Below are 12,245 nucleotides of genomic sequence, written 5' to 3'. Positions count from 1 at the left end.
CCCTTTCAAATAGGGCGTTGGGGCACAAGGCTTCCAAACACGGAACAGAATATGCGTAGCCAGCTGCCCACCACTGTCCTTGTGGATAAACGCCGAGCTCAGCTCGATGCCAATCACTGAACGCTAGGAGCGGAAATTGGCCGAAGAAGAAATCTCACTCATCAGCCCTGAGGAGGAAGCGGAGGTTAGAGCGGACAAGACAACCGCTCCAGATCTATTCGCTATGGATTGCGGGCAACTCCCATTCGAACGTATGGGTGATGCTCATTTTGAGCTTTTGGTTGCAGACGTCTATAGGGCCGAATACGAGCGCGACAATGACACGTGGTACGACGTGGTGGGTCGCCTCAACGATGGAGCCGACCAAGGCCGCGATGTCATTCTCCACAAAGCAGGCGTTCCAGTCGGAGTTATTCAGTGCAAGCGTCTAAAGAAGAATCTTGATCTGGGCACTGTAATTTACGAGACCTGCAAGTTCTTCCTGTATGCACACATCCGCCCCCAGATCGCACCTCCGATTGGTGAAGCGTTTAAGTATTACTTTGCAGCTGCAGATGGCGTCACCACGGAGGCGATTGAGTTTCTTCAAGCGGCAGGAACACAGCGATTCGACGACAGGCTAGCGGCATTCCAAGAGAGCTGTGAGAAGGTCTTGAAGAAATCCAAGACCCTTCAGAACAGTGATGCACTGAACAAACTCTCGCCTGCTGAACTATGTGCAATCGTGTGGCAGCGGATACCCACCTTAGAAACCAGGGTTCTAAAAAAGGACAGCCTATCAGCGCTGGTAGGTAGGTACCCCTCGGTAAGAAATACATACTTCAAATTGGAATCGGATGCCGGTGAAACCCTAAAGGTCGTACGGGACTACCTGGCTTCTCTTGGAGGGACATTGCCTTCCGGAGATGAGGCGTCCCTGAGCAAAATCCGCACTGAGTACATCAGTTGGGAGCTGAGGGAGGGAGATGATCTCAATGTATGCCTGATCCAAGGCCAAGACTTATTGCCATTCTTACAGGGCATGCTCAACCCTAAATCCGGAGTTCTGAAGGAGGTGTTTGGCAGTAGGCCTGTGGTTGTAACAGCCGGTTCGACAGCAGCCACGCCTGCCCAGTGGCTTGAAATTAGCGAATTGGTAGAAGCGTATCCAAGCCCGCTCGTACTTCTAGTGGGGTGCGGGACAGTGACGGGGGGGCAACTCAACGCTTGGCGGGTTGCGGACAATATCTCTTGGATCGATCCGCTCTGGGAGCCCGCGTCGGCTCAAGAATACAGAGCAGGATGGTGCTGGGTAAAAAATGACGCGCAGGGTGAGATCAACTGTCATGTGCTGGTCGAAACCGCCCCTAAAGATCCAACTCTTGATCACGGCAACTTCTCACTTCGACTCGCCTTCAAGGACGTGATCATATGGCCAATGTTAGGTGATGATTTCGTCAATCCAGCCTCGAACAGAAACTCTCAATTACGCAGACTCATCGCCAGTCAAGCCGAGGACAAATTCAAACGCCCGAATCTGGTTTTGGCCTCCCAGCACATCGACGATCTTATGGGTGTCGTGACATCACTCGCCGACTACCATGCACGCCGATTGATTTCCCCGGTTGCGATAGCGTCGGCGAACAGCGCCCGACTTCTAAACTGTAAGTTGCAGCTTCACAGTGCTACGGGCATCTTTCCTGCCACCGAGACCGATCTAAACATGCGATCAAGCCCTCCTTCCATGCAGCCCCCCAGCCGCGTGATGCGCAGGAGTACAAGCGGTAGCCTTACCCTGACGCTCAGTTGGGATACGAATATCACTCTGAAGCGTGTTAGAGGCCATCGATTGCAGGCAGGGGGTATCACATGCGACCTGATGCCATCAGCGGTCGAATTGCATGAGCTCTTTGATCGACACCCAGCCTCAAGCTATTACATCCCAGAGGTAAGGAATCAACTAGCTATCTTGGACGACTTGATCGAGCAAGGAGGGCTGAAAGATTCACAGTCGTTTGCGTATCAGACACGTCATGGCGTTGCGCCGGAAAAAGCATTCACCTTGGAAGACCTCGCCGCCTCTGGAAAATACGTAATGAAGGCGGTTTGCGCCCTCAGCTATCTCAAGTCACACGGCAGCGCCACATGGATAACCGAGCCTGGATCGAAAGGTCATCTCCAGCTCAGCACAGCGAGCGAAGGTGAATACAACGTGCTCGCGTGGACAAACGACGACTACCTAGTAAGACAGATGACCGTAGAGCTTTACAAGTGGGCGAGAGACACCGCCAACCACCCTCACCTCGTCGTTTTTGCCAATGCTGAGGGCAGAATCAAAGACCAAAAACTGGGCGAGCTCAAAAATGAAAGCGAAGAACGTCTGGACATCACGGCAGCCCCGCATCAAAGGGGGTCATTCACGGACGTCAGCATGGTAAATCGAGTGTACGTATTTCCGCTTGATGAAGTTCACTCGTGCTGCGACGAAGAGGAAACAATGGCGGTCGAGGACTTCATGGATGACATTGCCACTCGCAGGAAAACTCTAGATGCTCAATGAACTGATCAAGCTCTTGGATGAGCGAGCTATCGATGCTGGCTTCGCATCGCCCCAGGAAGAGCTCCTGATATTTGATAACGACCCTCACTGGCCTGGCCCACCATTGCCGACTCAAGTGAAATATTGGTCTACAAAATTTGCGGCGGTTCTGCTGGTACGGATTGAAGGCGCTACGCCAGATGAAGTCTGGGCCGAAACCAGACAGGCTGAGGCTTTCCTGGACGCAGGACTTCTGCGACTGGAAAAAAAAGGTTCAGTCGTAGACGGATACTTAGTCCTGGCGCTCTCGGGAATGACCGATGAGCTGAAGCATTTCATGAACGAGGTCGAAAAAGACACACGATTCGTGAGAAAACATGTTGTCTACCCTGACGCCGGTGGTTGGCAACGTTGTCAGCGCGTTACCCCGCTTGGATTGGCGGCGCCATCAGGGCAGACCGAATTCTCAGCATTCGACACTGACAACGAGAGTGTGACTAGCTTGCTGCAGGCAATCGCTGGGTCAACCGGAAAGGTACTAGCTCGCCAACACGGAAAGAAGTGGGATTTGAATGAATAACTCAGCCATAAAATTCCTCTCGGTCGAGATCAGAAATTTTCGGGGCGTCCCGAAAGTCTTGAAAATTCCTCTCGACGCACGTCTCACTATTATCCACGCTGCAAATGGAACCGGCAAAAGCACTATTTGCTATGCGTTGGAGTGGCTGCTGACAAACAAAGTGAATGACCTTCCAACGACTACTGATTTTTCGTGCGAGTGGGGATCTGGTGATACTGCTGTCCACGTTGAATGCGAAATAAACGGCGTCAGGTACGAGCTAGAACGAATCAAGGGCAAAGCCTGGATCAAAGCCGCAACCGACAAGAAGATGAGGCAGATTAAAGATCCTGACCTGCTCGGGATGTTAACTCCTACCTCAGTCTCGGGTGGTACAGCGCAGGCTACCAGCAAAGCCAGACGAGATTGGCTGCGCAACAGCCGATGGTTGTACGCAAACTCCCTAGCCCTTCTTGTAGACAACAGCGAATCAGCAACCCGGCAGCAAATATTTGCCGACATACTTGGGCTTGGCCATCTCGCTAGCACGCTCAGCAACTTGAAGGAGTATCGAAACGAGTTACCCAAGACTCAAGGTTTGGAGACGAAGCTCAAGAGCGTTTTGGCAAACATCGAAATCCTAGAGGCAAGGTTGGCTCAAAGTCAGCAAGGGCGTGATCAAGCCATTCCGAAGCTGAACGCAGTGTTATCTGGATTTCCTGACAGCCAGCTGTCTGGGAACGTTTTGGATGACTTTAAAAATGCCCAGCTGAAGGTCGCCAAATTGCTGCAGGCCACTAGGCAACAGAAGGAGGTGTTAAATCTCCTGCTCGAAGGGTGGGCAGGATATGAATCCAGTCAGGAACTGCTCTTAACTACCCGAAAGCAGCTCAAAGAAACCATAGACACCAGTGAAACGTTGAGCAAGGAGCACCTCAAATTATCCGGGCAGCTCTCCGAGGTCGATGTAAGCATCGGCCAAGCGAAGCTGGGCGTAGGATGGGCGCAATCGCAAACTGCCCTCCTTGAGCAATGGGACAGCGTCGCCAAGAACCCTATCGTCGCTCAAACAAATCATGACGCCGTCAATTTTTTCAAAGCGGTGGAGGACGAGTTCGTCGAATATAGATGGGAGGACAGCCGACAACAGGGGTGGCTGAGCGCCCTAGAGTATCTGATCGACAACAAAGACAATCTGCTAAGCCTCCTAAAGCAAAGGTCTGATTTGCTGCGCAGCCCTGTCCTTCCTCCAGCAGACCTCGTCCAGATCTCAAAATCTGCAAATGACGCTAAGCGAGAGCGAGAGAAGGCCCAATCTGAATTCGACGCCCTATCAAATGTGGTAGATCGCTTGAGAGCGTTAGGGCATGAAGCCGCGCAGAATTTGATTACCGGCCATTGCCCTCTCTGCAGCCACGACTGGGGGAATGCTGAAACCTTGCGCCAGCACCTCACCTACGCGGCAATAACTCCTGAGATACAGGCAGCGAAGACCAAACTGGAGACTGCTCAGAAAACAGACAATCTTTGGAACGGCACATTAAAGACCGCGCGCTCACAGCAAAAATCCGCCACGGATTACGCCGATCAGCTTGAGTCAGTGCGCAAAAGATTAAAGGCTATTGAGTCAAAAACAAACTACCTCTCCACCATGGGCAAGGAAGACTTTGCGGACTCTGACGTCATTCATTTTGAAGGGTTGCGGGGTCGCGTCATCGTTGCTATCGGGACGAAAAAGGTAGCTCGATCACTGCTAGAGGTCGAAGATTTCTTTCAAGTTCAAGCCTCTCCTAATGCGATCACAAGAGTGCTGGAGGCGCGTCAAAGACTGGCTCAGTATTCGCAGCACTACCAGCGCCAACTGGACACGGAAACATTACAGCGTACTAACCTTGCCCGCTCTGTGGGCGAAAAACTTCGCGCCATACAAGCCAAAGCCCAAGAGTCCAATCAACTCAATGCAAGCATTGCTGCAGTTTCTCAAGTGGTGAGCCACTTTCAAGCCGAGTGGAATCAGGTTAATGATGGTCATCCAATTTCTAAGGAGCTGTACGCGGCGACCCTAGCTCGCGTAGAGGCAGAGCTCATCAGAGCGGAAGGATACGAGTCGCAAATCACCGAATGCCAAGTCTTGCTGAGTGTCGACGACGACTCTGGAAAACTGAGCGAACTTCAGAAAGAAAAAGCGGCTGTGAGCAAAAAACTGCAAACAGGTCAAAATTACATCCTTACTGCGGACGAAGCTATCAGTCGATATGGTGAACATGTTCGTAACGTGACTGTATCATGCCTGTCTCCTCTCTTGACCCCGGCGACAGAACTGTTCTCTCGGATGCATGCTAACGAGGTGTATCACAAGCTGAGCGTATCTGGAGACGATCTGAACTGGATGGTGCTTGCGGAAGGTAACGATACTCCGCTCGCCGCGCAGGAAAAGTTGAGCCAAGGACAGCGGCAGGATTTGGCGCTGTCACTTTACCTGTCCAGGGCTAAGTCCACGGGAGGCAGCTTCCTGCTTGACGAGCCAATCGCTCACCTGGACGACCTCAACAGGGTAGCCATGCTGGACATATTCAGGCTCGTAGCTACCTCGATGGATAACATGAATCTGATCCTGACTACAGCTAGCGATACCCTGGCGAGACATCTGGCGCAGAAGTTTTCCAGTCTGCCCGACGAATACCTTTTGAATACTATCCACCTCGAGGGCAATCCTCGGACAGGTGTCAAGGCAACGGTGACCAGAAATACCTCAACTGCACCAGCATAGCCCGATATAGGTGTGAGAAACGGCCAGTGGCAGGAATGACTACTGGCCGTTCAATAACTCCTCCTGGGTTTTAGGCAAGCGGAGCGCGCAGGCCACTTGGCAGGAGACATGAGGATGGAAGCCCGTCAGAGCCAAGACCTCCTATAAAGCGCCCCTAGCCACCCCGCTAAAAGATCACTGCAACACACATGGGTGAAATGGTGCAGCCCTGCCGCAAAACGCTGAAACTCGGTAAGCGTCCTGGGAAGTCACATTGCGAGTAAGCGTCTGCCGAACACATCTTGTACCAGCCCGTTTGGTGTAGACAGACGCTCGAAACACCCTGTCGAGGCTATCGCGCTATTCGGTTTCGATGGCAGCTTGCTCCCCCTATGCTCTTGACTCGTCTAGGAGCAGCAACCAGAGCGAACCCCAGCAGCAGGTTCAAAAAGTGACTCAACAATCGTGCAGTCTGGAGTGTTTGAACCTAGGCATGTTGACTCACACATACTTGCCATTGAGAGCAGCTCTACCCGGATTTGCTGAAGCTTTGCTACCTTCGACTCTACTTCCGCTAGGTGCTTTTTGACCACCGAAAGCGCGTCAGCGCACGGACGATCAGCATCTGCTGCGAGCGCGATGAGTTCTCGGATATCTTCGAGCGGGAAACCCAATTCACGATTCTGCCGGATGAAGACGAGTCTTGATCGATGCTTTTCAGTATAGATTCGATGCCGCCCAGCCGACCGCAGGGCGGGAGGTAGAAGGCCTATTTTCTCGTAGTAGCGAATCGTTTCAATGTGGCAACCCGTTGATTTCGACAGCGCCCCGATTCCTGACATGCAAACTCTCCAAGCATTTTCTTGAACCTGTAGTAGCTACAGATATTAACCTGTCTTCTGAAAATAATTTCACGCGCTTGAAGGGCATTTTGTGGACAGAGAACAGCTAGAGACGAACCAGATTCCCATTTACTTCATCGCGGTCATTGTCGCAGCCCTCGGAGGCCTGCTCGCCCCCAATGCGTCTGAAGCATTAGGGTTGACGGTGACACCCACCATCGCAGTGCTGATGTACGCCATGTTTCTACAGATCCCGTTCTTGGATCTCCGTAATGGCCTCGCAAATAAGCGTTTCATGGCGGCGCTGCTCACAGCCAACTTCGTGGCAATCCCCTTGCTGGTTTGGGCATTGACGATGGGGATAACCAATCACCCGGCGATTTTGGTGGGTGCCCTGTTGGTCTTGCTGACGCCTTGTATCGACTATGTGGTGGTTTTTACCCACATCGGTAAAGGCGACTCCAAACTCACTCTGGCGGCCACCCCATTGCTTCTTTTGATGCAGCTTGTGCTGCTGCCGGTGTACCTGACCTTCATGCTGGGTAACGACTCAGCAGTGGTCATTTCTATAGGCCCATTTGTTGAGGCCTTTGTGATGCTGATCGCTTTGCCTTTGGTCTTAGCGGTAGCAACAGCTGCCGGGGCAAAGAGATCACGCATCGTTGAAAGCTGGAACAACGCATGGGCCTGGATGCCTGTACCGGCTATGGCGGCTGTATTGGTCGTAGTGATCGGCTCTCAGATTTCAACGGTGGTCAGAGACATGGACAAGCTGCTGCCTGTTATTCCCGCCTACATTGGTTTCATGCTCTTGGCACCAGTGGTAGGTGCGCTGGTGGCTCGGGCGTTTAAGTTACCGGCCAGCACGGCAAGATCAGTCGCTTTCAGCAGCTCGACACGAAACTCATTAGTGGTTCTGCCATTGGCATTGGCCTTGCCCGAGGAAATCAGAGGGCTCGCTGCGGCAGCAGTCATTACTCAAACGCTGATTGAGTTGGTCAGCGAACTAATTTACATCCGAGCAATTCCTGCTTTGGTGTGGCGCAAAATGTAGATGCCAGGGCAGACACCCTGCGCGATTAAATAGGCGCCCACATGTGCGGCAGCAGCTTGTTAATCTCACTCGCGCGCTGCGTCGGCAGGCGCATGAGAACATCCTTTAGATAGGCGTACGGATCATGGCCATTCAGCCGCGCTGACTGGATCAGGCTCATGATCGCCGCAGCCCGTTTTCCGCTGCGTAGCGACCCGGCGAAGAGCCAGTTCTTGCGCCCAAGAGCCCATGGCCGGATCTGGTTCTCCGCCCAATTATTATCAATGGGAACCGCCCCGTCATCGAGGTAGCGCGACAGCGCTGCCCAGCGTTTAAGGCTGTAATCGAGTGCTCTGCTGATGGCCGAACCTTCGGGCACAAGATCACGCTGCGCGATCATCCAGGCATGCAGCCTGTCCATCACCGGTACGGCTTTTTCTTGCCGTATTCGGCGCCGTAAATCCGGCTCCAGGTCTCTGACTTCTCTTTCGATTTCGTACAACAACTGGATATAGCGCAGGGCTTGCTCGGCGAGCGTGCTTTTATTCGTAGCGTGCAGTTCGAAGAACTTGCGCCGTGTATGGGCCATGCAGCCGATCTCTGTCACGCCGAGTTCAAAGCTGGCCTTGTAGCCGCCAAAATCGTCGCAGACCAACTTGCCCTTCCAGTCCTGAAGGAAGTTGCGAGCATGCTCTCCGGCGCGACTGGAGCTGAAGTCATAAACCACCGCTGCCACATCCGAGAACTGGCTGGTAGCGTAGGCCCACACATAGGAGCGATGGGTTTTCTTTGTTCCCGGCATGAGCATCTGCACCGGTGTTTCATCTGCGTGGATGACTTGTTGCCCAAGCACTACTTCGCGCAGCGCATCGACCAGCGGCTGCAACTGAACTCCGGTCACGCCAACCCATTGAGCCAAGGTTGAACGTGGAATCGCCAGGCCCGCTCGACCGAAGATCGATTCCTGACGGTAAAGCGGCAGATGGTCAGCAAACTTGGCGATCATGACCTGTGCGAGCAGGCCCGAAGTCGGGATGCCCTTATCAATGACCTGCGCCGGAACCGGTGCCTGGATCAGCGTTTCGCAGTTATCGCAGACCCACTTGCCACGGACATGGCGCTCGACGGTGAACACGCCGGGCGTGTAGTCCAGCTTCTCGCTAACGTCCTCACCGATGCGCTTGAGGGCGCAGCCGCATGGGCAGTGAGTGTTGTCCGGTTCGTGATGGATCAACGTTCGCGGAAATTCTGCCGGCAATGCCGTGCGCTTGGGCTTTTGCTTTTCCTCGGTCGCCGTTGGTGCTATTTGCAACGCCTGAAGCTCGGCCTCAATCGCCGCGATATCAGTATCGATCAGGTCATCTAGCAGGCTGGCCTGTTCAGGATTCATCTGCTCGCTGCGCTTGGCAAACTTCAAACGCTTGAGCTGGGCGATCTCATGGGTCAGTTTCTCAATGACTGTTTGATCACGGTTGATTTTCTTGCCCATAGTGTCGACTTGCGAGAGCAACTGCGCTGCGAGGACGCGCAGTTGAGTGGGAGATAGTTGGTCGAGATTGGGCGAAGAAGTCATACGCCGGACTTTGCCAGAGCAGGCTTTTCGCGACGATAGACCGATAGGCTAATGGCAGCCGTTAAAGCAGTATGATCAAGCCTCCAGAACCTGCGCGTTGCCATGGCAGCCCCAGCACCAATGCTTGAAGTTGCTCGGCATCCAGTTCCATCTCAGAACCATGGCGAATGCCAGGCCAGTGGAACTTGCCTTGGTTTAACCGGCGCGCCGCCAGCCATATTCCGAAGCCGTCATGCACCAGCACTTTCATGCGATTGGCGCGGCGGTTGGCGAACAGATAAGCGCAGTGCGGCTGCGCCGCACCGAACACCGCAATGACCCGGGCTAACGCCGTTTCGGTGCCGGCGCGCATGTCCATCGGTTCGGTGGCGAGCCAGATCGCATCGATTCGAATCACCGCAATAGGTCTCGCAGAAAGGAGGCACAGGCGGCAGCGCTTTCGGTCGGCCAATTCACTTTGATGATGCCACGCGAATGCTGGATTTCAACGCAGATGCTCGATGACGGAGCCTGCGAATGCCCTCCGGCGAGCTGCAAAGGTAGAGGAATGAAAGCAGGTTGCAGCTCCAGAGCTTTGTTAGTTTTGTAGTGGTCTAATGATCCCGGACACTCCTTTAAGTTTCTCTTCAGCAACCCCAAGCGCTAGTCCTTTGTTGAACTGATGCGGCCGTTGCCAGTTGTACCGCTGCAACAGTAATCGGTCAACATCCTGTTCGGCTAAGGCAGCGCTCATGTAGCCCACTGTTGGTAGGTGCCTATGCAGTCCCCCTATTCAGCAATCCCGAACCGCCGCTCTCACCACGGGCCTCCCTAGCGTTTGCCAAGATGCTACGATGCATCGAGGCTATGCCCCTTCCCTGCGCACTACCCACAAACCTGACGGTACCGCAATGGACGCCCCAAACCTCCTGCGGATCCTCCCAGCCGTGATCGCCACCGTCGAACGCGCCGGCGCGCTCCTTGCAGCTGAGTGCGTCCGCCCAGATGGCCGACGAGGCTTTGGAGACAAAGCTGATATCGATGTCGAAATTGAGATTCAACTTCGAGTTGAGCTACTGGCCATACTGAATTACGATTGGTGGGGTGAAGAGACTGGCCATGTACTCACGGGGAATCCGTGGTGTTGGGTGGTCGATCCCAACGACGGCACGAGCGATTTTTTGAAAGGCCTGGAAGGCTCTGCGGTATCGGTGGGATTGCTCCACGACAACCTGCCAGTCCTGGGAGGTGGCCTATTGTTGAGGATACTGCAGGCATGACTGAAAGAGTCCTGAGACTTCCCCCAAACGAGATTGGTCGCGACTTCGTCATAGGCGACATCCACTTCAGGACAATCGTGCTTTACGAAGGCTTGGAGGCTCTGGATTTTGATAGCGCAATCGACCGAGTCATCGCTGTCGGTGATCTCATTGACCGGGGCCAAGGGGTGCTGGACGGCCTGAAACTGCTCGGTGAGCCATGGTTCCTCACCGTCCAAGGCAACCACGAGCAGATGTTGATCAACGCCTATCGCACAAACCCAGATGCACCTTACAGCGCACATGGCGCCGGCTGGTGGTCGACCATTGCTGACGAGTCGTAAGCGTCCGCTCAGCACGCCTTGCGCAATTCAATGGGCGCCCAGCATTAGGTAATGAGCTTGCTCACCCCTCGAATGAGCTGATTGAATAGTAGAGTTGTGCTTGAATGATATTTGGCAATCCAACTACATCAGGCACTGTGGGGAGCACGAGTTTTGTCACCAGAAGGTAATACCAGGGTGGTTACGGCTGATTCCGCATGGTCAGTGTTTCTGGTGTTCTTGCGCTTAGGACTAACTTCTTTCGGAGGCCCGATTGCGCACTTGGGGTACTTTCGCGAAGAGTTCGTTGCTCGGCGCCGATGGCTTAGCGAGCGCAGCTATGTCGATTTGGTCGCTCTGTGCCAATTCCTTCCGGGGCCTGCGAGTAGCCAGGTTGGCATAGGTTTAGGACTATCGCGTGCCGGGTTTTCTGGAGCCGTCGCTGCTTGGGCAGGTTTCACGTTGCCATCGGCTATAATCTTGGTTCTGTTCGCTAAGGGTGTGTCCACTTGGGGAAGTGCTTTCCCAAGCGGTCTATTGCATGGCCTTAAAATTGTCGCGGTCGCTGTCGTCGCTCAAGCAGTCTGGGGAATGGCCCGCAATCTTTGTACCGATGTGCCTCGCGTGACCATCGCCGCGTTCTCTGCCTGCGCTGCGCTGTTGTGGCCCAATCCAATGGGGCAGATTGGTGTGATCGTCTGCGCCGCCGTCGTCGGTTTGACGCTGCATAAACCCGCTCAAGGTCAAGCTGCGGAATCTTTACCGATCTCGATCAGCCGGAAAGTCGGTGTGATCTCGTTGGTGGTGTTTTTCAGCTTGTTGGCTGGCCTTCCATTATTGATGGAGGCTTTGCCTTCTCAAACGCTATCTATGGTGCACGACTTTTACCGAGCCGGTTCATTAGTCTTCGGAGGGGGGCACGTTGTGCTGCCGTTACTTCAGACGGCAACGGTACCCAACGGCTGGGTAGCCAATGATACTTTCCTGGCCGGGTATGGCGTAGCGCAGGCCGTACCGGGCCCACTCTTTACCTTTGCAGCATTCCTCGGTGCGTCCATGAACGTTCAGCCCTCTGGTTGGGTGGGCGCATCTGTATGCCTCATTGCTATCTTCGCGCCCTCATTCCTCCTCGTGATCGGGGTGTTGCCATTCTGGGAGCAACTCCGGCATAGCTTTCGCACCCAAGCGGCGCTTTCAGGAGTCAACGCGGGAGTGGTCGGGCTTCTCTTGGCGGCCTTGTACAACCCGGTATGGACGAGTGCCATATTAAAACCCCAAGACTTCGGGTTGGCGCTTATAGCCCTTGTTGCCTTAATGTTCTGGAAGGCCCCTCCTTGGTTGGTTGTCTTGGGCAGTGGCTTGATCGGATGGTTGCTAAGCAATGTTTTTTGAGCATGTCTAATCTGCGCT

9 protein-coding genes and 1 pseudogene are annotated in these 12,245 nt (G+C 53.9%); 7 read left to right on the top strand and 3 right to left on the bottom strand.

Annotated features, from left to right (window positions below; all coding sequences use genetic code 11):
- Window positions 1-136 precede the first annotated feature (136 nt).
- The 3 genes from IFT76_RS11070 to IFT76_RS11060 are packed head-to-tail and all read left to right on the top strand — an operon-like array spanning window position 137 to window position 5,847.
- Complete coding sequence (locus tag IFT76_RS11070) at window positions 137-2,539, top strand: ABC-three component system protein (protein WP_192058387.1); 2,403 nt, start codon at window positions 137-139, stop codon at window positions 2,537-2,539.
- Window positions 2,529-3,098 (top strand): hypothetical protein, encoded by a 570-nt coding sequence (locus IFT76_RS11065; RefSeq protein WP_192058386.1) that lies wholly within the window; start codon window positions 2,529-2,531, stop codon window positions 3,096-3,098. Before IFT76_RS11070 ends, IFT76_RS11065 begins: the two co-directional genes overlap by 11 nt.
- Complete coding sequence (locus IFT76_RS11060; protein WP_192058384.1) at window positions 3,091-5,847, top strand: AAA family ATPase; 2,757 nt, start codon at window positions 3,091-3,093, stop codon at window positions 5,845-5,847. Before IFT76_RS11065 ends, IFT76_RS11060 begins: the two co-directional genes overlap by 8 nt.
- Window positions 5,848-6,233: 386 nt before the next feature.
- Here the strand turns inward: IFT76_RS11060 and IFT76_RS21020 are convergent, their stop codons facing one another.
- Window positions 6,234-6,668 carry a MerR family transcriptional regulator gene (locus IFT76_RS21020; protein ID WP_080898798.1) on the bottom strand — a complete coding sequence of 145 codons (435 nt, stop codon included), beginning with the start codon at window positions 6,666-6,668 and terminating at the stop codon, window positions 6,234-6,236.
- 91 nt (window positions 6,669-6,759) lie between these two features.
- On the opposite strand from IFT76_RS21020, the gene IFT76_RS11050 reads away from it, so the two are divergent.
- Complete coding sequence (locus IFT76_RS11050; protein WP_122797584.1) at window positions 6,760-7,722, top strand: arsenic resistance protein; 963 nt, start codon at window positions 6,760-6,762, stop codon at window positions 7,720-7,722.
- A 25-nt stretch (window positions 7,723-7,747) separates the two neighbouring features.
- Here IFT76_RS11050 and tnpC read toward each other — a convergent pair whose 3' ends face one another.
- The gene (gene tnpC, locus IFT76_RS11045) at window positions 7,748-9,274 is read right to left on the bottom strand and encodes an IS66 family transposase (protein WP_192058382.1); all 1,527 of its coding nucleotides are present in this window, start codon (window positions 9,272-9,274) and stop codon (window positions 7,748-7,750) included.
- 61 nt (window positions 9,275-9,335) lie between these two features.
- Window positions 9,336-9,671, bottom strand: coding sequence for an IS66 family insertion sequence element accessory protein TnpB (tnpB, locus tag IFT76_RS20845; protein WP_192058380.1), 336 nt, complete (start codon window positions 9,669-9,671; stop codon window positions 9,336-9,338).
- 493 nt (window positions 9,672-10,164) lie between these two features.
- Between tnpB and IFT76_RS11035 the strand changes: the two are divergent.
- The 3 genes and pseudogenes from IFT76_RS11035 to chrA form a co-directional block, all read left to right on the top strand.
- Window positions 10,165-10,500 (top strand): annotated as a pseudogene (locus IFT76_RS11035) (inositol monophosphatase family protein); the annotation flags it as partial.
- Between the two features lie 29 nt (window positions 10,501-10,529).
- Complete coding sequence (locus IFT76_RS11030; RefSeq protein ID WP_192058376.1) at window positions 10,530-10,856, top strand: metallophosphoesterase; 327 nt, start codon at window positions 10,530-10,532, stop codon at window positions 10,854-10,856.
- A 153-nt stretch (window positions 10,857-11,009) separates the two neighbouring features.
- The gene (chrA, locus tag IFT76_RS11025) at window positions 11,010-12,227 is read left to right on the top strand and encodes a chromate efflux transporter (RefSeq protein ID WP_192058374.1); all 1,218 of its coding nucleotides are present in this window, start codon (window positions 11,010-11,012) and stop codon (window positions 12,225-12,227) included.
- Window positions 12,228-12,245 lie beyond the last annotated feature (18 nt).

This window comes from Pseudomonas sp. CFBP 13727, assembly GCF_014841915.1.
GTDB classification, from domain to species: domain Bacteria; phylum Pseudomonadota; class Gammaproteobacteria; order Pseudomonadales; family Pseudomonadaceae; genus Aquipseudomonas; species Aquipseudomonas baltica.
Note: the sequence above shows the minus strand (reverse complement) of the source record. Positions and strands in the feature narration are given on the sequence as shown.